We start from the raw sequence: 22,328 nt of genomic DNA on the forward strand, positions 1-22,328 counted from the left end.
ACATTCCAAGTGCGACGGCTTTTTGGCTCGGTTGATTACTTCTTGCCATCTTTCTTCAGGTATATCGACTGGACCAATTTGTGTAATCATTTTACGCTTCTATCCCTGATTGCCCTCGACGGCGATAAGCAGCACCGCAGCAGCCAGACCCAAGCGGCGATCCAGCTTGTCCTCGTGATCCACGGAGAAATCAAGGTTTAGCTTCTGGACAAACGGATTGAAATTTTGTTTGAACACCCCAACCTTGGTCCCGTTCACCTCTACGTTATAATGCTGAGGAATCAGATTCGTCAGAAATCTTCGCAGAAGCGCAAGCAGCGCATTATCTTCCTTAATCAATCCAATCTCGGACTCACTCGGGCTCAATATCGCCCATTCATCCTTGAAGATCGACTTCATCCCTTTACGTCGCAAAGAACCGATCTTGACTCCGGTTTCGACATCGACTACGTCGAAGGTTGAAGAAAAATCAATGACGCTTCGCGCTTGAATGGTGATCAACTCTTCTTGCATCGTTTCATCCCCATACAACCGGATGTCTTCCTTGAGCTTAAAGGCTTTCATCTTCGAGAACAGAACCGGTCTCTCATCGATGTCGAAAATATCGATTTTAGCGCCGACCAGAGAAAGGATCTGCTTTCTAACTACGTATTGATGATGATTGAATTTCGGATTCAAGTCCTCGCCCCCTATATGATGTACATGCTCTCACTGATTGTATCAGCAAATGGTATTTTCCGGTATATGGTTAATTCGACGTGATTTACATAACCTTCACAATCATTTATCGAAACTTCCCTACCGATCGGACGTTTAACCCTTTCGGAGGTGAAAATCATGAAAAACAAAATCGCAAAATACATGCCTATCCTTGCTGTCGCCCTCTCCCTCACAATTATTGGAACGGCGTGCAGCAACAACAACAATTCCGGTGAGAACGCTTCGGCAACGAATTCCGCAGCCGCTGGTAACAACTCCGCGTCAACGGATTCGGCTGCCGCAAACAATGGCTCATCAGCAAACGAAACGGTTACGACGGAAGAAGCGCCTGTTGCAATGTCTGGTGTATTCAACGGAGTTAATGACGACAAGACCATCGAAATTGAAACCGGTGTCGGTGCGGTCTCCTATAAGGTCAGCAGTGAGATTGCAGAGACGGTAGTCAAGTGGGAAAAAGGCACGAATGTAACGTTTGAGTACAAGGAAGACACCATCACCAAAATCGATAAAGAGTAAGACTGTTGTAATTATGAATTCAAAAAGGGACCGTGGAGCACTTCGCCACGGTCCCTTAATATGCATCTTGTCTTCAACCTACTTTGGCACCATGAGCAAGGGAGAACAATACCGTTTGCTCTCTATCCATTCTCAATCCGGTAATGGTGAGCGATTTGAAATCCACGCCTTCCATCTTGGCCCCTCTTACATCTGCACCTTGCAGCTTCGCTTTGGCCAGAATCGCCATCGTCAGATCACAACCTCTCAAGTCGGCCTTCTCTAAATTCGCTCCTGATAGGTCTGCTTCATAGAATTTAACCCCACGCAAATCCTGTCTTGTTAATGAAGCGTGTCTCATATTCGTATAGGACCAGTCACCTTTAATAATAGAAATGCCATCCATACTGGAGCCGGAGAAATCCGAACCTGTCATTTTGCATGCTTCGAATTTCGATACAAACAGGTTAGCACCGTTAAAGCTGCAATTCTCAAATGCGGTTTCATTATGAATGGAACCATTTAACGAAGCTCCGCGAAAATCACACTCTATAAAGCGGCAGTTACTGGAAATAATCTCATTCAATGATCCATTGGCAAACGAGCACCGATCAAACGTACAACTGATTAGCTCACCATACCTTAAATCCTGTGTGCCAAATTTCACTCCTGCATATTGCTGATTACTATACTGGAACATGAGGTGCCTCCGTAAACTACATAATGTCTCTCACCGTAAAATCACCTTTTTACTATAGCATACGGAAGTCAAGTACCTGTCAGTTCCCCTTGAATAGTCAAGTCTATTATTTTTTCTTCATCTGTATCGGACAGCAGTAAGCGCGGCCTCTGCATCCGATGAGCGTCCATACACGATCCAATGCTCAGAAATGAGCGGATTAATCTGCGGCCCTTCTCCCGATACTTCGGTTTCGGTGTCCTTGTCCAGATCTCCTAGGTAAATGTCCGAATTGTGGGATTCAGCTCCTACATCATGCGTGGAGGAACCGTTTCGTTCATCCATCCAGGCGACAAAATGACCATAAATGACGGGGGTCCTTTGAGCCGCATCCAAATAGGTCACTTGGGTCGTTTTTCCTGTACCTATGTCATGGACGAAAACATCTCCTGCGTAGGAATCGTTAAAAACCTCCCAAGTTACAAGGCTGCCCGATACTTGGGGACGTCCTTCCTTGTAGTCTTCTGCTGCAATGGGAATGGTTTCGCCGGTTTCGATCCGATATAGATAAATGTCCGTGTTGTTCTCCGGCACATTCTCTCCTGCTCGTAGCACCCGTTTCGTCACACGATGCCCATTCTCCCAAACGACGTTTCCTGCATCAATATCTGGATTCGTATGACCGCCGCTCTCTGATGTAATCGTCTTCTGCTCACCAGTCTCCATATTGTACAAGACAAGCTGCCAATGGGACGGGTACTCTTTGATTGCGTCGCTGGCATTATCCATCCAAACGATGTAATTCCCCCATATCTTCGGGTTGATCTGCGCCGATGGGTCCTTTGTCAGTTGGCGCTCCTCTCCTGTGGACAGATTATAGAGAAAGATATCGGCATCAGAAGCATCGTAGCTGCCCAAATCTCCGAGAGGCGTTTTCTCGTTACGCAGGTCAGACCACACCACGAAGTTACCCGAAATATCGAAGCCAGCATCATCTTTAATCGAGATCGAGGCTAGAAGTTTATTCGCGGCCAGGTCAGTTACCGTCAATCCACTCTTGTCTCTTGTGACCACCCTGTCCCCGTCTAGGGCACCTTGCCAGCCGGCCAATTCGCGCTTCTCCAGCGGTTGAAATGAATCACCTTTGGCTAAGCCTTTGACTAAATCGCCGGGCTTCGAAGTCGCCGTCCCGCATCCGCTTATAACCAGCAGCAGTATCAGCACGGAGCTGATAACCCCGTTGTATCTATTACTCATCATAATAGGTCCCCTCGCAGCATCTTTTGCCATATTAGACGATGATGACCGCTGCAAGGTTACATCGTAATAGAAGTCCAGCCTTTTCCCGCACGAATCGCTTCACACTAGCTGGATTTCAAGTAAAATAGCAGCCCTGCTCGGTCGACATCAGAAAATTGTAAAGGATCATCCTTCATTAGTTCTCTCAATAGATCTACTGCAATCCATCTTGGGTTCTTGGTTTCGTCACCGGATAGCAATAATTCCCCTTGTACTTTGCAGCGGAAGTACGCTCCAACTGAATCAAAGGGGCCTTTAACTGTCTGGTATACCGCGAATGGTTGTATGCATTCCACTTCAAAGCTCGGATCGATACCCACAGTATCAATCCTTGTCTGTTCACCTTCAATTTCCACTACATCCAACCCAGTCTCTTCTTTTACTTCTCTAATAAGCGCTTGTAAGAATGATTCGTACGGCTCGATTCTCCCGCCCGGAAGTTCGATCCGCTCAGGTCCGCCGGATTTACTCCTTGTCTGAACTACGATTTCGATTACTCCATTTAAAGTTCGTTCTATGATTGCACGAGAATTGACGAAAAACATGTGATTCACAGCTCCCTTGTTTACTGAGTAATGATTAATAAAAAGCCAACATATCACCTAGCCAACTAGATAGGTTCTACACATATATTATGGCACAAACAAATGTATAAAAAAGGAAGACATCCGGATACCGGCTGTCTTCCTTTTATCTTTGTCGAGTAGTTGTTGATTTCTCTTTAGTTTACAGGCTGTGTTTTCTCTTTCGTTATCCTATTGTTTGGACGTTTTAGATCTAAGCCTACTCCAATACGCCCAATTAAATAGCTCCCCCACGAAAATTGGTTAAGGACAGCCACTGTACCCATTGAACCTCCAAGAGCGAAAATAAATAGAATCATTGCGCCAATCATGTTGTTGGGTAAATCTAAGAAATGATCAACAACAAAAAGCACTAGCGGATGGAGCAAATAGATGCCAAATGAATACTGGCTTATTCTCACAATAAAGGATGGCATTGCTCTTAGTCTAGCCGCAATAATTAGCAACATGAACACTGTGCTCAATGTGAAAAAAATCATATCAAAGCGCTTAGAGGATATAACAGGAATAATATCACTCACTAAAAGATAAATCGCAGCTAAACCTGTGAGCGTGACTAATGCGTAAATATAATATTGATACCTTCGCAACCAATCTAGGCATCTCATATAATGGATACCCAAATAATAAGCGACTACAAAATAGAAAACCCAGCCAATAAAAGGCATCCTGTAGAACGTATCCCAAATATAGATCGCAGTTGGATGATCAGGCGGGCTGATTAAGTTAAAGAAAGCAAGATAGAGAATGTTCACCGCACCGGCTATAATCAGAATCCATTGTGGACGGAACCGATTAAACACATATCGGACGAAAAACATATGTAGAAGATAGAATTGAAAAATAATAGCGACGAAATAGGCTGATGTTTCTCCAAGAACGAAGCCTTTAAACAAATTAGCTACTAAAGCTGAGATATCCCCTTTCCCACCTGAAGCAAACGTGTTCTGAATCGAATAGATAATTACAAAACAGGTATACGGTATTGCGATATAACGTAGTCTTTTTCTCAAAAATCCATGTGGCGTATGAGTGGGGTATGCATTTGCTAATACGATCTCGGAAATGAGGATAAACGCAGGCGTGCCGAAAGATAATAGCAACCTTAACCCACCAAAGAACCAGCCATCCGCGACGTCAACGCTGTGTAGAAAAACAATACTCAGGCATGCGACAGTTCGTATCAAAAATACCTCTTTCAAGCTAACCTTCCCCACTAATTCGCCTCTTTTCCATATTTGTTCCTGTTTACCGTATACGAAATGTATCAATAAATAAGAGTGATGTAAATAGAAAACTATGAATTGTCTTGTTAAAATTAAATAAATAAGTGACTACGAATCGTAACTCATAGAACTACACTTCCAACAAAAGAGGCTGCCCATTAGGACAACCTCAGAAGTTATACACTTTGTTGATTCCTACCCGCTCCACATCTGCCTTATTGTTTCTCTTTATTATAGTGAATCTCAACATTCTCATTTTTTAGAATCATTTCATGATCCTTCAATTCGATTTCGTAGATTGAATTGTTTATTGAAATTTCGTTGTCTGACTTCCATTCATAGTTCATTGTGGCATCTGACTCTTTTACTATTTTAACCGTGCTGCCGTCCTTCATTTCATTTACATAGTTCCCTAAAGTGATTTGTCCTTCTTTAACTTCCAAGTGATTGAAGTGAGACAATTCTTCGTCACTACCCGCTCGTTGAGAAGCTTGATCGGATATCCAACTCCCTAGAATTTGTGATTTATGATCTGTCGAGCAGCTAGCTAACATCATTGATACAACAACTACAACGAGAAGAGTCCCTATATGTTTCATTTCCAGCTCCTGACGATAGTTCAATTCTTATTATTGCTCCTCAATAGCCCAGAAACGATTCCCGTAAGGATCGTTGAACATCATGACTTTATCGCCGGCGCCGCCGATGGAGATCGCCCCGGCCGACACCCCGCTTTGGATTAAAGCTGCTCGCAGTCCTTCGATATTATTCGTTTCAAACTGAATCGAATAATGCGGATTCTGTTTAATGTTACCTGTGTACCACATGCTGCTCTCTTCATCTTCTGCGCCATAAAGTAGAATCTCTGAACCGGATGCCAGCTTAAGTTTAGCAATGCCCGATTTCCAAACCAGCTCAAATCCCAGCACGTTCACGTACCACTCGATCGCCTTCTCGTAGTCGTCGAAGTTGCCCGATTGTGTGACCGGAATGCCTAGTACAAGTCCTTTTACGCCCATTGTGATTGTTACCTCCATTTATTTGATTAGTTCCCGTTAACGAAGCATTGCCATTCAGCAAAGGCCATATAGTTTAGTTAAGGACGCCACTTGAATACGAAGGAGTGCACATGCTGTGAAAAAACACATTACTGCAAGCTTGTTGTGCGCACTGCTGCTGTTTACGTCCGCCTGCACCTCGGATTCCTCTACCAACAAGGATCAGCCGATTTCGAACACAGCACCAAGCACAACGCCCAACACCAACAATGAGCCTACGACAAGTCCTTCTGACAACACAACCAATACGGACACGGTCAAACCTGATGATGAACCCTCATCCACGGGTACCAATGATCCGGCGACCAGTCCATCGGAAGATCCATCCACAACGCCTACCGATGATCCAGCAACGACGCCTGCACCGGATCCGGATCCAGACCCGACCCCGACCTTTCAATCGCCGTATGTCTTTGAATATCCCGATGCCGTACGAGGCATCTATGTTACGGGGTGGTCAGCAGGCGGCGCGCGCATGGAATCTCTGCTGAAGCTCGTAGATGACACCGATCTGAATGCTATGGTTATCGATATCAAAGACGACGATGGTTATATCACCTTTAAGCCTGAAGGCGAATTGAAGGCGAACGGGCAAGCCTATATGAGAGATCCGGATGCCATCGTCAAAACACTGCATGACCACAATATCTATCCGATCGCACGTATTGTAGCGTTCAAGGACACTGTCCTGGCTAAGAAACATCCAGAGCTGTCCTATGTGCTGGACGGCAAAGTATGGCGGAATGGGAACGGTGATGGTTTTATCAATCCATTCTTAAAATCAAACTGGCAATATAACGTGGATGTGGCTATTCTGGCTGCCAAGCTTGGATATCAGGAAATTCAATTCGACTACGTTCGATTTCCTGAAGGCTTCGAGAAGAAAGATAAGGTTCTTTCCTATTCTATGGGGGAGTACAAAGATAAGAAGCCAGCCAAATTCATTGAGGAAGAGAAAGCTTATGCAGAAGAGATGGCTGCTTATGAGGCGGGGCTTCCTCCCCTTCAGAGCGCTTATGACACGGCAACTACAACTTATAACGGTGATAAAACCGATGAGAACAAGAAGGCGCTGGATGCCGCCCACAAGGCGCTCAGCGACTATAAGAAAACCTTACCGAAATCGCCGGACTTCAGCGAGAAGGCACGTTTTACCCAGCTGCGCGTCGATGCCATTACGGACTTTGTTCATTTTGCGAAGGAGCAGTTAAAGCCATATCGGGTTAAAGTGTCGGTCGATATCTTCGGCTATTCCGCCACGCTGCCCGAAGCCCCCGGCATTGGGCAGAACTTTAGCCGCATATCGGAGAATGTCGACGTCATCTCCTCGATGATTTATCCGAGCCACTGGAGTGATGGGTATTTCGGCATTAAGCATCCGGATATTGAGCCGTACCGACTTGTCCAAGAGTATGCCAAACGCGAGAAGGAGAAGCTTAGCGCGCTCGAATCCCCTCCGATCTCACGGCCGTGGATACAAGACTTTACAGCCTCTTGGCTGGCAAAAGGAAGCTACGTCCATTACGGCAAAGAGCAGGTGGATGCGCAAATTCAAGCACTACACGACTCAGGCATTAATGAATACCTCCTGTGGAATGCCGGTAACAAATATACCGCTGGCGTTAACTATACCCCTTAGCTGGCAAAAGCCCCGTTCGAATTCGAGCGGGGTTATTCTTTAAACGACCCTCGGTTCGTTAGAGGTGCTTCGTGCAGTTGAAGAGAGTGCACTCCCATTCATCATTGTGATTAGCGATGATAGTCAAGGAGGTATTATCGATGTATGTAGATTCAAATCGCTGTGGCATTAGTCGCTGCAGTGATAGCCCGATCAACGCTCCGTGGCTAACGATTAATATCCTCTGATCCCGGTGCTTAGCTGCAACTTCTTCGATGAACGCTGCTCCCCGCTTCGCCACGTCATCGAACGCTTCGATGCCTAGATCTAGTGAGCTCCAATTGACGCCCCATTTTGCAACCCGTTCTTCTTCTGTGGTTCCCTCGATCTGACCGCAATTAATCTCTCTTATTCGTTCTTCCGTTAGTAAGCTGTCGATCCCCAACGAGCTGCGTACTGCCTCGGCGGTTTGCTTCGCTCTGGTTAGTGTGCTGGAGATGATGATGTCCCAGCTTTCGCCCGATAGCCTGTCGGCTATGGCCTTCGCTTGGATCATTCCGGTTTCGTTAAGAGGGATATCCGATATCCCCTGAGCCTTGCCAAGCTCGTTCCAATCCGTCACGCCATGCCTGATAAGCCCGATGGTTGTCATGTTTATCTCCTTCCTAGTCAATATGAAAAACCGCGATCTCTATTTTATCTATAAATTAAATTCAGATCTAATTCTCTCCGCGACTTCCTCTGGACTCAAGTTTGTGTTGTTGATTTTCATATAATTCTTGTGCTCAATCTCTCCGTCCAATGAGTTCAAACGATGCTGTTCCACTGCACTTCTCATTCTTTGCTCCGATTGTTCCACATTTCGTTTGGAAGGCTTGTGCTCCAGTCGATGGGGTGTCTTGTTACGCTCAATTCTCTCTTCCATATCAGCTTCAAGTTCAACCAAGTAAACTTCTCCGCCTTCTCGCTCAAAAGTTTCGCTGACCTTCTTCACATAATCCCAATCCGCTTGCTGATCGAAAGCCCATACATACGTGAAGATCAACCCATACGCGTCACTCTTGGCAACGGTTTCGAATATCTTCTGACGAAATAGATTCGTTAGCTCCCACATCTCGGGCGTAAATCCCAGTAACGGAACGAGTAATTCAATGGTCATGTGGTTATGAAATAGCTTTAACTCCGTGATCTTCTCTAACTCTTGTCCAACGGTCATTTTGCCAACTGCCATCGGCCCGAATACTAGAACCAGCTTCATGTTGTTTCACTCCTGCCTAAGTTGTTATTCACGTCGCTTCCTCCTCGTTCAACCAACCTTCAATCTCAGCTTGTTGCTCCGCATATCGCCTTAAGGAGTTAATCGTTCCGATCACTTGCTCCGTCCCCATCTGCTGCTCTTGTTCATCCGTGCACTCCAGCCATAGGGACCGTTTGAAGCTATATTCCAGCCAACCCAACATCCCTGCAAAACCGTTGTCTAGCACGACTTTCCAATTCGCCTCAAACGTTTCGCCCGTCTTCTTATAACCGCTTAAGAATGCCTGAAATCTACTGCGGTCTAGATGACCAGCTTCATCCGCTGACCAATAAATAGCAGTCTCAATTAAATTCTGCATGGGATTTATTGCTCCTGAGGCTTCCCAATCAATAAGAATAGGTGAGTCTTGGTTCCACAACACATTCTTGGAATCTAGATCCGCGTGACTGATCACTATGTTGGATGCCAGCAACTGCGCCGCATGGTTCGCCTTGGCGTTCCAGTCGTAGAGCTGATCCACGACACCCTTAGCCAAGCTTACCCACACCGACTGATTGCTTTCACCTAACTCTATATAGGAATTCCAATCCGTCGCATGCACACCGCCGATGCTCCCATTCGCCTTGATACCTAACGAGGAGAAGTCCATCTTATGGAGAACGCCGAGAGTCTCACCTATCCGTTCAGCGTGAGCACTCGTTATTTCAGGCGGCTTCAGACTTCGTCCCTCTACCCAATCGAATACGAGAAAATAGTGGTCATCTACTTGCTGCACGGAACTGCCGTTAAATCGCTTGGCCGGTAAAGCAGGTACGTTATTGGCTGCGATCGCAGCAATCATTTCGGAATGAATCATATTGGACATCGCGGTAGGTCGGAGCATGATTTGCGGGTTTAGTGCTTTAATGGCATATTTCCCTGTGGTTGTTTCCATTGCATACATGCGATGTAACAGCCCGCCTACCACAGGTACTGGCTGACTGACCAACTCTCCTAGCTGCAAAAGCGTGCACAGTTTCTCGAGTATCATGTTCATCTAAGATCACCTTGCTTGTACCAACTAGGTACGACGCTTTCGAAATGGGTATGATCGTCCAGCAGGATACGAATACGGTCCATCATCGAATCGAGATGCTCCGGAACGACCTTAAGCGTCCACGTAATCGTGCCAAATATCGTCATTGCCGTATACAGCGCATATAGCTGCCAGAAATGCTCCGGAACTTTCCCGTCGAAATACCCATCGATTTGCCCAATGGAGAACGGAATGCTGACCTCACGGCTAAAGTAAGCGATTTTCAAAAAGTCATGATACGGGTCTCCCCAGTCATACCGATTGAAATCGATCGCCGCGACATACGCTCCATTATGGACGAGCAGATTGGCAGGATGAAAGTCGTCGTGCTGGAACCTGTTCGGACGCCCTTCCAGCAGCGGTAAATGCTTCTCGACAAAGGCAACAATAGCCTCTTCCTCAGGAACCTTAACCCCACAGCGGAAGTATTCATCCATATGACGTTTATGCTTCGCAGCCCTGTGCGTGGACCACGTTTCCGTATCTTCCGGCGCTTGCACCTCGTGCATCATAAGAAGTTCTCGCCCGGCTTCGACGCCTACTTTATACTGTTGATCGACCGTCATCAGTGGCAGCTCTTCAAGAGCATCCAAACCCTCGACATATCGCAAAACCATATAACATCGATCAAGCGTTTCGATCGTACCGAATGCAATGGGTTCAGAAGTACGCACGCCGAGACCATGTATAAGACCGACTGCCTCAAACTCGCGGCGTTTGGATTCGGACTGTTTGAAAGTCGCAGTACGCAGAACATAAGCCGGACTGTCGCCGTCTTCGTAAACGAGATATTTGCCATCATAGGAGAAGCCTTTATGAATCTGTGAAACAGCTGTCGCTTTCTGCAATTGCGGAATATGCTCTAAAACTTCATTTACATGCATCGGGGTACTCCTCTCTCGTATAACTTGCCCATAAGGTGAAGAGAGGCAGCTGATCAAAGTGATCGCTGCCTCCTATTCAACCAGTTCCAAAACCTTCCAGCTTATAATTACTAGATTATCTTACAGCCGTTCCCATGTAAACAATTAGTTTCTGGTCTTCCTCATAGAGTTGTTCCTATCAAAATACTCGTCTTGCCGTGACGAATCGAGTTTTCCATTGCCCAGTAAACTCCTCGATATGGACGCCAAGCTTGTCCGAATAAGTGTGAAGGATTTTGCCATCCCCGGCATAGATGCCTACGTGTCCGATATCGAGACCGCGTGCGCTGAAGAACATCAGGTCCCCTTGTCGCAAGTCATCTACTTTAACTTCCTTCCCTTCCTTCGCTTGGTCGTAGGAGAGACGAGGCAGATCGACCGAAAGCACCTGATTAAACACATGCTTGACGAAAGAAGAGCAATCGAAGGTTTTCGTTTGGTTCGGATCTGCGCCGAATTCATAATGCGTGCCGAAGTAGGTTGAGCCAAATGCGATGATTTGAGCGGCTTGCATCATGGTCAGGCTCGGGCTCGAGTAGTTCGTGTACTTAGGTTTAGCCGAAATAAATCCGATCGTCTTGTCTACGGTCTGTACCTCGAGCCAGTTGGCATCGATTTCGCGAATGACATGAATCCGCTGGCCCTTCGGAAGCATTCGGATCACAGACGCCTCATCGGTTGAATTCGGCAGCGACCTAAGATTTGCACCGTATGTAATCTCTGTTTCAAACGTATTCGCAGACGAGATCGTGATGGTTTGAGAATAGGCATGCCACTGGACGACATTGCCCAGCAGCTCGCTAATGAACCGCAGCGGAACCATCGAAGAGCCGTTGATGACTTTACCGGGCACGGGAAGCGCCAGCTTGTCGTTATTCTTATAAGCAAACATATTGCCCATTTGGTAGGTTATAAGGTTGCTTTCTTTAGTAGCCGTCACCGTATGCCTGGGCTCGTCCCAGCTAACTTTAGCACCTTGTGCTTCGAATATCGGACGTAACGGAACGTAGCTGACTCCGTTCTCAATCACCGGCTGAACCGGCAATACAAGAGGTTTCCCATCGAGCAACAAGGCTGGCGATTGTTCATTCGCCGCCGCAAACACGCTATTAGTATGAATCACTGTCAGGAGTACAAGAAGAGACATGATCGTCACGCGTTTAATGGGTTTATTTCCCAAATTAATGACACCCTTTCCTTATGATGTAACTATTAGACGCAAGTAGAGGGTGAATTGTTCTGATCCGGATTATGAACATATCTTAATAATTAAATTGCCGATTCCTTCTGCAGGTTCGATAACTCCGCAAAATACTCCAGAACCACCTCACGGAACTCCTGAGCAGCCCGTGAAATGTACCGACCTTTGTTCCACAGCAAAGCGATCTCCAGTACCAATTCATGATCCTCGATTTGGAGATAATGGATATTTTGCCGTGAATGTCTGGCTGTACTTGGTATGAAGGCTATGCCAATTTCGGCCTCTACAAGATCACTTAGCCTTGCAGGTTCATCACCCTCATACACATACTTAGGCAGAAATCCGGCCAATTTACATAAAGAGTCCACGAAATTGCGAACACCATAGTCTTTCTTGACACCAACGAACCACTCATCTCTAATCTCTGTCAGAGATATGCTGCTCCGATTGGCCAGACGATGACCTTTAGGAACTGCTAATAGAATGGGGGCAATGTATACAGTCTGACTCGCTAAGTCGTTATTCTCTTGTATAGGGGGCAAAGTTATACCAAAATCGACCTCTCCTCGATGAAGAAGCGTAACCATTTCTGCGCGCTAACCATCTGCACAAATCTCCTGTTTCCCCTGTTCCAATTCAAATAAAGCCCGCTCCGCTCGGAGAAGGAATTTGCTTCCGAATTCATTTAACTTAAGCTTTCGCCCCGTTCGATCGAACAGAGGAGCGCCCAGATCTTCCTCGAGACGTTGAATCGTCTTGCTTAGCGAAGATTGCGTAACATGTAGACTGCGTGCCGCTTCCGTCACATGCTCCTGCCTGGCAACTTCGAGAAAATAGTGCAATTGAAGAAGTTCCATTCTATTCTGATCCCCCGATCATTCCTTTAAGCCAATGAAATCATACCATATGTGCCCGGAATCTTACTCTTCTGCGACGCACAAAAACGCCTCATCCTGCTGACGAGCCAGGCTGAGGCGCTGTAAGATATCTATTATTGCTCAACGGTTATCTCATATTTCTCGGCAATCTTCTTCAAATATTGCTCGACATAATCATAATCTCCAACCTTGTCGCTGGCTATGACGACCGTGCTCTCCATGCCTCTGACATGCAGCTTGATCACTTTCACCTCAACGGTTCTGAGCAGCTTTCTTACCGACTCTCTCGCCAATTCTAACCGCTCAAGCTTGCTGTACTCGATCCTCTTAGGTGCGCTATCCTTCTCCAGCTTCAGCACCATTTCCCCCGCGTCCAAGTTGACATCCACTGCTTTCAGCAATTCGATCAACCTCCTGGTTTGAAACAGAACTGGTAAACCCGTCTTATTTGCCATTGTATTCAACCTTCTCTGCATATATGCCTCTATTTGATTCCTACATCATGTAGGGTATATTATGGATACAAATTCAATATGCGGTAACTGAGGTGCAACAATATGGAGTTCATTCTTTATCTATTTCTCATCTTATTACTCACGAAGATCTTCGGACATCTCTCCACGCTGCTAGGGCAGCCTTCCGTACTCGGTAAACTAATCGTAGGCATCCTTGTTGGTCCGGCAGTCCTTGGGTGGATCGAGAATAATGAATTCATTCATTACACAGCGGAAATTGGCGTTATCTTACTCATGTTTATTGCAGGCCTGGAAACCGATCTTGAACAGCTCAAACAAACGTGGCGGTCTGCTTTTGCCGTGGCTGTCGGAGGAATCATTCTACCTTTTCTGGGTGGTTATGCCGTAGCGGAAGCCTTCGGCCTCGATCCTAACTATGCTCTCTTTATGGGGGCCGTATTTAGCGCAACATCGGTAAGTATTTCGGTGCAGGTACTGAAGGATTTGAACAAGCTTAACTCTCGAGAAGGTACAACGATCCTCGGGGCAGCAGTCATCGATGACGTCATTGTTATCATTCTACTGGCAGTTATGATGAGTTTCCTAGGAAGCGGAAACGATATCTCGATCGGGATGCTAATTAGCAAAAAGTTGCTTTTCTTCATCGTGACGCTCTTCGTCGGATGGCTGATTGTGCCAAGGTTCATGAAGCTATTCGCGCGTATCTCGGTTACGGAGCCGGTTATCACCATGGCGCTTGTTGTTTGTTTCGGTTTTGCTTATTTTGCAGAACAGATGGGGATGGCTGCTATTATCGGTTCTTTTGCCGCTGGCATCGCAATTTCCCAAACCTCGTTCAAGCATACCGTGGAATCCAAAATCGAACCCATCGCGTACTCCATATTTGTGCCTGTTTTCTTCGTCAGTATCGGATTGAACGTGTCCTTCGCTGGGGTAGGGAATCAGATTGGCTTTATGGTGGCTTTAACCCTAGTTGCTGTTCTAACGAAACTGCTAGGCGGAGCACTCGGAGCAAGAATAACGGGAATGAATTCCCGCTCGTCCTTAGCCATTGGGTCAGGTATGATCTCCCGAGGAGAAGTTGCGTTGATCATCGCAGCCACTGGTTTACAAGCTTCATTACTTCCGGCGGAGTACTTCACCTCTGTTGTCATTACCATTATCTTAACAACCTTGATCGCACCGCCATTGTTAAAATATTTCTTCAATAGAACCGCAGCACAAGGAGGGGCTCACGATGCTATCAACTGATATTCTCATCGGGATTGACGGCGGCGGGACGAACACGCGAGTGTTAGTTTGTGATCTTAAGGGACACGTTCTTGCTTATTGCGAGAAAGGGGCTGCTTCCCTCCATAAAGATATATTAGCTGTACAGAATGTACATAACGCTATTACAGAAGCGCTGGCGCTTGCTAATAAAGAGAGGCATCAGGTGGCAGGAACTGCCGCAGGGATCGCAGGATATGATGCAGCATCCGATCTCGAATGGGTGATTCCTTTAACCGATATCCCCGGCTTAACTGGTCCACATTGGCATGTAAATGATGCCGTGGTAGCTCACTATGGGGCCTTATTAGCTAAGCCCGGGATTGTTGTAATCGCAGGTACCGGCTCTATTATCGTAGCTATTACCGAAGAAGGCCGGTTTATAAGAAATTACGATTTCCATCACTACGCAGCAAGCGCTGCTCGATTTATTGCATACGACGCCGCCTATGAGATGCTTGCAGGACATACCGATCAATCGGACGAAGAACTCATGAAGTCCATGCTGCAGCACTGGCATGTACAATCGGCAGCTGAATTCTCCATGCTGGCACGAGGTGGATTTATGGAAGATCGTCAAGAGCGCGACAAGAAATTCGGACAGTTTGCACCGACGATAACCCGAGCAGCTGAGCAAGGAAGTTCTCTCGCGATCAGAGTTTGTGACCGAGCGATTAACCAAATTAAAGTTGGCATTGAGCTTCTGGCTGCTTCTTTTTCAAGCGATACGGTTGAGGTTACGTTGATAGGAAGCGTCGTGAACAGTCCTTATTTCTCTCATACGTTAAGCGGCATGCTCTTAAACGGATCAAACAGAAGGTACCACCTTGTAGAACCCACACTTCCTCCTGTTGCCGGAGCTGTTCTATACGCAATGAATCAGCTGCAGATTCCCATTACACCCGAAATCATTCACAACTTACAAAAGAATCCCTCTTAAATAATGAACCCCCGCTCATTCATTGAGCGGGGGTTCATTATGCAGCAAGTAGCTACTTCACCATATGCACCGGATAGTAAGCCGGGATTGGTTTCGTATAGTTCTCTCTTGCGAATTTGATTTGGTTAGGTGTCCATTGCGAGTAGAACAGGCGGGTGTCATGATCATCGCTGAGCGCGAGCACCTCAGGAACCGTCGCCCAGTTGGTCAGCGGGTAGCTCGATGCCCGGGAGTGGTAGTTATGCATCGTCCGCCGGCCGTGCGTACAATCCGCTCTTCCGCCCTTGCGCGTATGATAGGTCGTTATATTGTACAACACGGCGGTACCGGCTTGCCCCCGTATCGGGATCTCCCGGTAAGCTTCCCCCTGCTTCTCCTTCGCTTCATCAAGCGACCCATACATATGGCTATTCGGTACTAAGCAGAACGCCGGGCAGCACTCGTGAACATCTGACAAATAATAGATGACACAAGTATAGGTGCTGATATAGGGATTCTCCGGATCGTAAATCTTCCCGCCTATCGTTCCGTAATAGCTGATATCACGGTGGAAATTCATCTCGCTGGCGCTCGCTCGGTCTGCGGAAACATCCCGAAAATCAAATTGGGCAAAACGAGCTTCCCCGAGCAGCACCTCCTGAATGAGTGGAAAGATCCTTGGATGACGAATGAACGGATCCATCTCAAGCGGATGCTTCTCGAGGAAGCTGCCTGTACCGACTGCGCCTTCAATCGGTTGATGCCAATGCTCCGGAGACTCTTTCAAGGAGGCCTCTACCAATCCGTTCAAGTAGTCCAGTTCCTCCTGCGACAACGCATTCGGTATGACTGCGAAACCATTTTCCTTGTAGTGCGCCAGAATCTCTTCTTTCGTCGTTTGGACAGCATTCGAACCCATAAACCATCAGCCTCTCTTTCATAGCCTTATAAGATGAATATTATGGCGATACCCACTCGTAGAGAATATCCGGTAAATTTTCTTCATTTTCATGGCCCCTGGCAATAACTTTAAATCCATGCTTTTCATAAAATCGTTGCGCATTCACATTCACTTCAAACGTGTATAGGTTTAATTTGCCGCTCGATTGCGCTTTGGCTCTATTTAATAAGGTCTGTCCAATTCCGATCCCCTGATGATCGACATGAATATAGAGCTGACTTACTTCACTCTCATTGTAAGCAATGATGCCAGCTACTTTCTCATCTATAAGCGCTAAGTCAATATGAAACCGCTCCGGCAACATATTGTTCAGAAAGTAAATGTGATCGTCCAAACTGTGGAGTTCCTTCTGCCCAATCGCCTTCTCCTTACTCGCACGCCACATTTCTATCGTTTGCTCGGCGTACTTGGAGTTGTACGGAGTAATGCTAATAGGATGTTGCATCATGGATCCCTCCTTCATCGAACAATTCAACATTCATGATATGGGTCATGCATGTTAGATATAACTCAAGACTTGTTCGGCATTTCTCTTCATATCCTCTGTACGTTCCTTAAAAGCGCAGTAGGCGATATGGTCAAGCCCAATGTGAATGAGGTAGCAAAGTAGGCGTTCCTTCATCTGTGTTGGCTGGCCCCCGCGCTGCTCCCAGTGGTGGTCCAGCATGGCTTGCAAGTCGATCCCGTGCCACTGCGGATACCATGGCCACCAATAAAGAAACCAAGCATGGTCGTAGAGCGGATCGCCGTAGAACGCATTTCCCCAATCGAAAACCCCGGTTAGTTTCCCATTGTTCACCAACACGTTTCGGTTTAATAGATCATTATGGACGATTCCTCGGATCTCCGGGAGCTGCGCGGCGTTTTTACGAAGCTTTATTACGCCGGCATCAAAGATACTTGCCTCGCGTGGCGAAGCGTCTAACCGTTCGCGCCAGCCAGCAAGCCTCTCCCTTGGCTCAGCTACCGATAATAGCTCAGCTCCCCAGCTCGGACCAGTTCCCTCCGGACGCCAAAGTCCAACTTCTTGGGTGCTAGTAATATCCTGCTTCTGCAGCTCGTAGAGTGCATCGAACAAGTGCGGAAGGACAACCCGCATCTCCGATTCGTCAAGCTCATCGAGATGCTTCTCGCCTCGAACCCGTTCAGATACGGCGAAGAATCCGTTCTCCGTCTTACCCACCTCTATCACCTTCGGAATCGGCAGCGCAGCCGTGGAAAACGCCCCCATGACGCGATCCTTCTCAAAGTCCTCCACATAGGCGCCGAAACGAATAATCATTTCATGTCCATCGAGCGTAAAGGAATAGGCTTTCGACCAGTCACCGGATGCCAGAGGCGCGAGATGCTCAGCACGGCTGCCGAAGTGATCCTTCACAAAACGGTTCGCTTTTTGATTGAAATCATCCATTAGTGATCCCTCCAGATATAAAACTATTCGCATTATGGATAAATTATCCTGCTAATTCGCACGACGAAAATTACCAGTTTAACGCAGCAAAAAAGAGCTTATCTCTGTGCCCTAATCCACTGACTATCTTGATTATCTCTCCATGCAATGGCAAAGTGAAGGCTGCGCGAGAAAGTCTCGGGCAGCCGCTTTGTTGTCTATACATCATGAATAACATTTTAACGGTTGCCAGCGTGGCTATTTCATACAAATAAGCCTTTTTGAAAATCTAACGGTTGCCACAGTCGTTATTTGCAACAAATGGATCGATTCCAAGGGGAAAATGATTAAATAAGCTCGCTGGCAACCGTTAGACTATAAAAAGGGCTAATTTATGGCAAATAACCACTGTCACAACCGTTAGCGTTAGAATGCGAAGACAAAATATGCACTCATTACGGAGGTACATAGAACTACCGTACCGGAAGCTAAAAAACGACGTTGTATAAACACGGGTTTCTCGACAGAAAAAGCCTAGGACATGGTCCTAGGCTTACAGATAACCGTCAACCCCTGCGCCGGTTGAGGTGAATGAACGTGACCGCCAGCGCCAGCACGAGCACTGCCCCTTTGATGATGTCCGTAGTGTAATACTCCACGTTCATCATCGTCATGCCGTTGACGAGTACGCCGATCAGGATCGCGCCGAAAAACGTGCCGATGACGTTCGGACGTCCCGCACCGAAGACGGAGTAGCCGACAAATACGGCGGCGACCGCTTCCATGAGCATCGGCGCTCCGGCATCGACTTGACCGTTGCCAACCCGGGCGGTGAACAGGATGCCGCCGATCGCCGCCAGCACGCCGGACGCGACATACGCGAGTGTACGAACGCGTTTGACGCGCAAGCCGGATAAGCGGGCTGCTTCCTCGTTTCCGCCCATCATGATCATCTGCCTGCCGAGGCGCGTGTACTTGAAGAACAGATGCGCCGCGACGACTGCAATCACCATGAGAATGACGGGGAACGGCACGCCAAGCAATTTGCCTTGACCAATCCAGAGAAATTGCTTCGTGATCTCGCCGGGCGCCTTGCTTCCGTCCTGCATCTGCATGTTGCTGTAGATGGAGTAGCCCTTGGTGTACGTCTTATGCACGCCACTAACGATATACATGACCGCCAGCGTGGCCAGCAGATCCGGAATGCGAACCTTTACGATTAGAAAAGCATTGATCAGTCCGATTAGAGCTCCGAACACGATCGGTACGATAATGACGACGGCGAGCGGCATTTGGTACCAAACCATCATCGTCGCCGACAATACGGTTGCCAGTGACACGGTAGACCCGACGGACAAATCGAAGCCGTCGACGGTGAGCGAGATCGTCACCCCGATGGCGACGAACGTCACGATGGAGATGGAGCGCAGGATATCCGCGATATTGTTGTACGTTAGAAAATATTCGTTATAGAGCGAGAAGAACAGCAAGACGATTCCGATGAAAATAATCGCTCCATACTTAAACGAGAATTGCAGCAGCCGATTGTTCATAACATTTCCTCCTTACCCGCACTCGCAAAATAAAGCAAATCTTCCTGCGACGCTTCACCCCGCCGGAACGAGTGGACGATCTTCCCGTCGCACAGGACGAGAATTCGATCGGCCAGACCCAGCGCTTCCGCAAATTCACAGGTTAAATACAAGATGCCTTTTCCTTGTTGCGCTAACTCCCCGATGATCCGGAAAATATCTCGCTTCGCGCCGATGTCGACGCCCTTGGTCGGCTCGTCGAACACAAAAACACGCGCGTCCGTGCTCGTCCATTTGCCGATTGCTACCTTCTGCTGGTTGCCGCCGCTGAGGAACGCCGTCGCGATATCGGGATGCGACGCCTTGATGCCGAGCCGCCCGATCACATCCGACCCGTGGCGTTTCTCCTTGGCGCCGGAGATAAAGCCGAACTTGCTGAGCGAGCGCAGAATCGGCAGGCTCAAATTGTGCAGCACGGATTCGCGCACGAGAATACCTTCCTTGCGCCGTTCCTCGGGCACAAGCACGATACCCGCTTCCACGGCATCTGCCGGCGAACGCGGCACGACCTCCTTGCCGGCAAGCGCGATGCTGCCGCCCTCTGCGACGTCCACGCCGAACAGAAGTCGTGACAGTTCCGTCTTGCCGGCGCCGACAAGACCGACGACCGCGACGATCTCGCCGCTGTGTACGGTCAGATCCACGCCACGCACGCGACGTCCCGCTGCCAACCCGCGAGTCTCCAGGATCGGCTCTCCAATAACTGCCGGCAGTTTCGGATACTCCTCCTCGAAGCTCTTGCCGAGCATCGCGCGGATGACATCAACGATGTTTGTAGCGTCGGCCGATACGTTCATGACGACGCCTCCGTCCCTCATGACCGTGATCCGGTCGCTAACCCGGAACACTTCCGGCAAGCGATGCGAGATGAATACGATGCCGATGCCGGCCGCCTTCAAGCCGTCCATCAGACCGAATAACCGGTCTGCTTCCTCTATACTCAGCGGTGCCGTCGGCTCGTCGAGAATGACGAACTTCGCATCTTGCGCGAACAGCCGCGCGATAAGCACGAGCTGCTTCTCCGCCAGCGTCAACTCCGACACGCTGCTGTTAATATTGATGCCAAGCCCGAGCTTATCCAGCACCTGCGCGGCATCCTGCTTCAGTTTGCTCCAAGAGATCCAGGCGCTGCCTTCTGAAGCGGCCAAGCGGTCGAGCATAATATTCTCCGCGACGCTCAGATGCTGCACAAGCGACGTATCCACCTCCTGATACACGCAGTGGATGCCGTTCTTCTTTGCGTCCGCCGGCGAGCGGATGATTAGCGTCTGGCCGTCGATCTCGACCGTGCCATTGTCGCCCGCGTATGCGCCGGATAAAATCTTCATCAACGTGCTCTTGCCAGCGCCGTTCGCGCCGAGAAGTGCGTGAACCTCGCCGCTTCGCAGCTCGAAATCGACGCTCTTCAGCGCCGCGACGCCTGCGAAAGACTTACCGATGCCATTCATGCGCAGCACGCTCGCCGTGCGTGATGCTTGTCCAGCTACCATGATCGCTCAACTCCTCTCAGAAGCTCTTCCGGATAGAAGAAAACGGCGCGGAAGCTCCGCGCCGTTTCCTGCTGATTCTTCATCATTGCGTATCGCTATGTCGCTTATTACCAGCGCTTATTTCGCGCTTACCGCTTGCTCCAGCTCTTTCAAATAATCCGTGTTGCCTTGCTCGCTCTTGCCCCAGCCTTCGACGTATTCGCCAAGATCGGCTGTCGTTACTTTCTTGTCCGTCGGCAGCGAGTCGCGGCTGACGAATACCGGTTCAATCTGCACCGTCGCGTCCGTCTTGTCGCCATTCAGCTTCTGGTACAGGTAGCGCACTTGCACTTGGCCGATGGAGGACGGATCAGCGCCTGCCGATGCCACCCAAGGGCTGGTCGGATCTTGAATGAGCGCGAGATCCTCGTCGCTAAGATCGATACCATAAACTTTGATTTCCGTGCGTCCAGCTTGCTTGATCGCGTTCGTAACGCCTTTCGCGAATTCATCCCAAGCGGCCCAGACCGCCGTAATGCTGCCTTTCTCCGGGTACTTTTTCAGAATCGCTTCCATACGCGTTTGCGCGTCAAGCTGCGCTTTACTTGCATCGCCGAATTGCGCAATTTCCTTGATATCCGGATTCGCCTTCAGGAATTCAGCGTATTTGATTTGACGCGATTCCATCGGCGGGAAGCCGGCCACCCATACTTTGACGATGTTGCCTTTGCCGCCAGCGTCTTTAGCCAGCGCCGCAAGCGACTTGTCTGCCAACAATTGGTCGTTCTGAGCCAGGCTCGTTACGCCGTCCACGGTCAGTCCGGAGTCGAAAGCGACGACCGGGATGCCAGCGGCGACTGCTTTGTTCACGCCGTTCGTCAGCGCGTCAGCATTGCCGTGGTCGAGCAGGATACCGTCGAATTTCTGGTTGATCGCCGTATCTAGATTAGAGACCATTTTATTCAAGTCGTTGTCGGATGCCATAACGGTTACTTTGCCGCCGAACTTCTCGACTTGCTTCGTTACGCCGTCGACATATTGGGCCGAGAACGTGCCTTGATTGAATTGCATGACAAGCGCGATCTTCTTGCCCGCAAGTGCATTCTGCGCCGTATCGCCGGAGGATGCCGTATTATTCCCATTCTTATCTTTGCTGCCGCAAGCGGACAGCACGAGTGTCAATGCGAGGATGAGTGCGAGCGTGAGGCCCGCGTGTTTCCGGATGTTCATGATATTGT

The 22,328-nt window shown here is 48.4% G+C and carries 23 protein-coding genes and 1 pseudogene; 4 read left to right on the forward strand and 20 right to left on the reverse strand.

Annotated elements, in window-relative coordinates; all coding sequences use genetic code 11:
- Positions 1-99: 99 nt before the first annotated feature.
- Positions 100-678: an LURP-one-related family protein gene (locus AC0YNS_RS28965; protein ID WP_475784391.1), complete on the reverse strand. Its 579-nt coding sequence runs from the start codon at positions 676-678 to the stop codon at positions 100-102.
- 159 nt (positions 679-837) lie between these two features.
- On the opposite strand from AC0YNS_RS28965, the gene AC0YNS_RS28970 reads away from it, so the two are divergent.
- On the forward strand, positions 838-1,236 hold the full coding sequence (locus AC0YNS_RS28970; protein ID WP_475784392.1) for a hypothetical protein: 399 nt from the start codon (positions 838-840) through the stop codon (positions 1,234-1,236).
- Between the two features lie 73 nt (positions 1,237-1,309).
- Here AC0YNS_RS28970 and AC0YNS_RS28975 read toward each other — a convergent pair whose 3' ends face one another.
- From AC0YNS_RS28975 to AC0YNS_RS29000, 6 genes are all read right to left on the reverse strand, one after another.
- On the reverse strand, positions 1,310-1,915 hold the full coding sequence (locus AC0YNS_RS28975; protein WP_475784393.1) for a pentapeptide repeat-containing protein: 606 nt from the start codon (positions 1,913-1,915) through the stop codon (positions 1,310-1,312).
- A 117-nt stretch (positions 1,916-2,032) separates the two neighbouring features.
- The gene (locus AC0YNS_RS28980; RefSeq protein WP_475784394.1) at positions 2,033-3,154 is read right to left on the reverse strand and encodes a hypothetical protein; all 1,122 of its coding nucleotides are present in this window, start codon (positions 3,152-3,154) and stop codon (positions 2,033-2,035) included.
- Between the two features lie 104 nt (positions 3,155-3,258).
- Positions 3,259-3,738 carry an NUDIX hydrolase gene (locus tag AC0YNS_RS28985; protein WP_475784395.1) on the reverse strand — a complete coding sequence of 160 codons (480 nt, stop codon included), beginning with the start codon at positions 3,736-3,738 and terminating at the stop codon, positions 3,259-3,261.
- A 176-nt stretch (positions 3,739-3,914) separates the two neighbouring features.
- The gene (locus tag AC0YNS_RS28990) at positions 3,915-4,994 is read right to left on the reverse strand and encodes an acyltransferase family protein (RefSeq protein WP_475784396.1); all 1,080 of its coding nucleotides are present in this window, start codon (positions 4,992-4,994) and stop codon (positions 3,915-3,917) included.
- A 224-nt stretch (positions 4,995-5,218) separates the two neighbouring features.
- A complete protein-coding gene (locus tag AC0YNS_RS28995) occupies positions 5,219-5,626 on the reverse strand; it encodes a hypothetical protein (protein WP_475784397.1) in 408 nt (135 codons plus the stop codon).
- A 6-nt stretch (positions 5,627-5,632) separates the two neighbouring features.
- Positions 5,633-6,022 carry a VOC family protein gene (locus tag AC0YNS_RS29000; protein ID WP_475784398.1) on the reverse strand — a complete coding sequence of 130 codons (390 nt, stop codon included), beginning with the start codon at positions 6,020-6,022 and terminating at the stop codon, positions 5,633-5,635.
- Between the two features lie 115 nt (positions 6,023-6,137).
- Between AC0YNS_RS29000 and AC0YNS_RS29005 the strand changes: the two genes are divergently transcribed.
- Positions 6,138-7,700 carry a putative glycoside hydrolase gene (locus tag AC0YNS_RS29005; RefSeq protein ID WP_475784399.1) on the forward strand — a complete coding sequence of 521 codons (1,563 nt, stop codon included), beginning with the start codon at positions 6,138-6,140 and terminating at the stop codon, positions 7,698-7,700.
- 58 nt (positions 7,701-7,758) lie between these two features.
- Here AC0YNS_RS29005 and AC0YNS_RS29010 read toward each other — a convergent pair whose 3' ends face one another.
- From AC0YNS_RS29010 to AC0YNS_RS29040, 7 genes and pseudogenes are all read right to left on the reverse strand, one after another.
- Positions 7,759-8,331, reverse strand: a complete 573-nt coding sequence (locus AC0YNS_RS29010) for a histidine phosphatase family protein (protein WP_475784400.1) — start codon at positions 8,329-8,331, stop codon at positions 7,759-7,761.
- 48 nt (positions 8,332-8,379) lie between these two features.
- On the reverse strand, positions 8,380-8,937 hold the full coding sequence (locus AC0YNS_RS29015; RefSeq protein ID WP_475784401.1) for an AAA family ATPase: 558 nt from the start codon (positions 8,935-8,937) through the stop codon (positions 8,380-8,382).
- Between the two features lie 28 nt (positions 8,938-8,965).
- Entirely contained in the window at positions 8,966-9,973 is a 1,008-nt protein-coding gene (locus AC0YNS_RS29020; protein ID WP_475784402.1) for a phosphotransferase, read from the reverse strand.
- Complete coding sequence (locus AC0YNS_RS29025) at positions 9,970-10,896, reverse strand: phosphotransferase family protein (RefSeq protein ID WP_475784403.1); 927 nt, start codon at positions 10,894-10,896, stop codon at positions 9,970-9,972. The genes AC0YNS_RS29020 and AC0YNS_RS29025 overlap by 4 nt, the downstream gene beginning before the upstream one ends.
- Positions 10,897-11,074: 178 nt before the next feature.
- Positions 11,075-12,115 carry a stalk domain-containing protein gene (locus AC0YNS_RS29030; protein WP_475784404.1) on the reverse strand — a complete coding sequence of 347 codons (1,041 nt, stop codon included), beginning with the start codon at positions 12,113-12,115 and terminating at the stop codon, positions 11,075-11,077.
- A gap of 89 nt (positions 12,116-12,204) precedes the next feature.
- Positions 12,205-12,993, reverse strand: a pseudogene (locus tag AC0YNS_RS29035) (LysR family transcriptional regulator).
- A 134-nt stretch (positions 12,994-13,127) separates the two neighbouring features.
- Positions 13,128-13,415, reverse strand: a complete 288-nt coding sequence (locus tag AC0YNS_RS29040; RefSeq protein ID WP_475784405.1) for a hypothetical protein — start codon at positions 13,413-13,415, stop codon at positions 13,128-13,130.
- Positions 13,416-13,571: 156 nt separating this feature from the next.
- Between AC0YNS_RS29040 and AC0YNS_RS29045 the strand changes: the two genes are divergently transcribed.
- Both AC0YNS_RS29045 and AC0YNS_RS29050 read left to right on the forward strand, forming a co-directional pair.
- Positions 13,572-14,741: a cation:proton antiporter gene (locus AC0YNS_RS29045; RefSeq protein WP_475784406.1), complete on the forward strand. Its 1,170-nt coding sequence runs from the start codon at positions 13,572-13,574 to the stop codon at positions 14,739-14,741.
- Complete coding sequence (locus AC0YNS_RS29050) at positions 14,728-15,699, forward strand: N-acetylglucosamine kinase (protein WP_475784407.1); 972 nt, start codon at positions 14,728-14,730, stop codon at positions 15,697-15,699. The genes AC0YNS_RS29045 and AC0YNS_RS29050 overlap by 14 nt, the downstream gene beginning before the upstream one ends.
- 52 nt (positions 15,700-15,751) lie before the next feature.
- On the opposite strand, the gene AC0YNS_RS29055 is transcribed toward AC0YNS_RS29050, so the two are convergent.
- The 6 genes from AC0YNS_RS29055 to AC0YNS_RS29080 all read right to left on the reverse strand — a co-directional run bounded on the left by AC0YNS_RS29055 (position 15,752) and on the right by AC0YNS_RS29080 (position 22,320).
- Positions 15,752-16,597 (reverse strand): phytanoyl-CoA dioxygenase family protein, encoded by an 846-nt coding sequence (locus AC0YNS_RS29055; RefSeq protein WP_475784408.1) that lies wholly within the window; start codon positions 16,595-16,597, stop codon positions 15,752-15,754.
- A gap of 40 nt (positions 16,598-16,637) precedes the next feature.
- On the reverse strand, positions 16,638-17,087 hold the full coding sequence (locus tag AC0YNS_RS29060) for a GNAT family N-acetyltransferase (RefSeq protein ID WP_475784409.1): 450 nt from the start codon (positions 17,085-17,087) through the stop codon (positions 16,638-16,640).
- Between the two features lie 51 nt (positions 17,088-17,138).
- A complete protein-coding gene (locus tag AC0YNS_RS29065; protein WP_475784410.1) occupies positions 17,139-18,050 on the reverse strand; it encodes a phosphotransferase family protein in 912 nt (303 codons plus the stop codon).
- 545 nt (positions 18,051-18,595) lie between these two features.
- Positions 18,596-19,582: an ABC transporter permease gene (locus tag AC0YNS_RS29070; RefSeq protein ID WP_475784411.1), complete on the reverse strand. Its 987-nt coding sequence runs from the start codon at positions 19,580-19,582 to the stop codon at positions 18,596-18,598.
- Positions 19,579-21,111, reverse strand: coding sequence for a sugar ABC transporter ATP-binding protein (locus AC0YNS_RS29075; protein ID WP_475784412.1), 1,533 nt, complete (start codon positions 21,109-21,111; stop codon positions 19,579-19,581). Before AC0YNS_RS29075 ends, AC0YNS_RS29070 begins: the two co-directional genes overlap by 4 nt.
- 117 nt (positions 21,112-21,228) lie before the next feature.
- Positions 21,229-22,320 (reverse strand): sugar ABC transporter substrate-binding protein, encoded by a 1,092-nt coding sequence (locus AC0YNS_RS29080; RefSeq protein WP_475784413.1) that lies wholly within the window; start codon positions 22,318-22,320, stop codon positions 21,229-21,231.
- Between the last annotated feature and the right edge of the window lie 8 nt (positions 22,321-22,328).

The sequence above is a fragment of the Paenibacillus sp. J22FR21 genome (genome assembly GCF_056269135.1).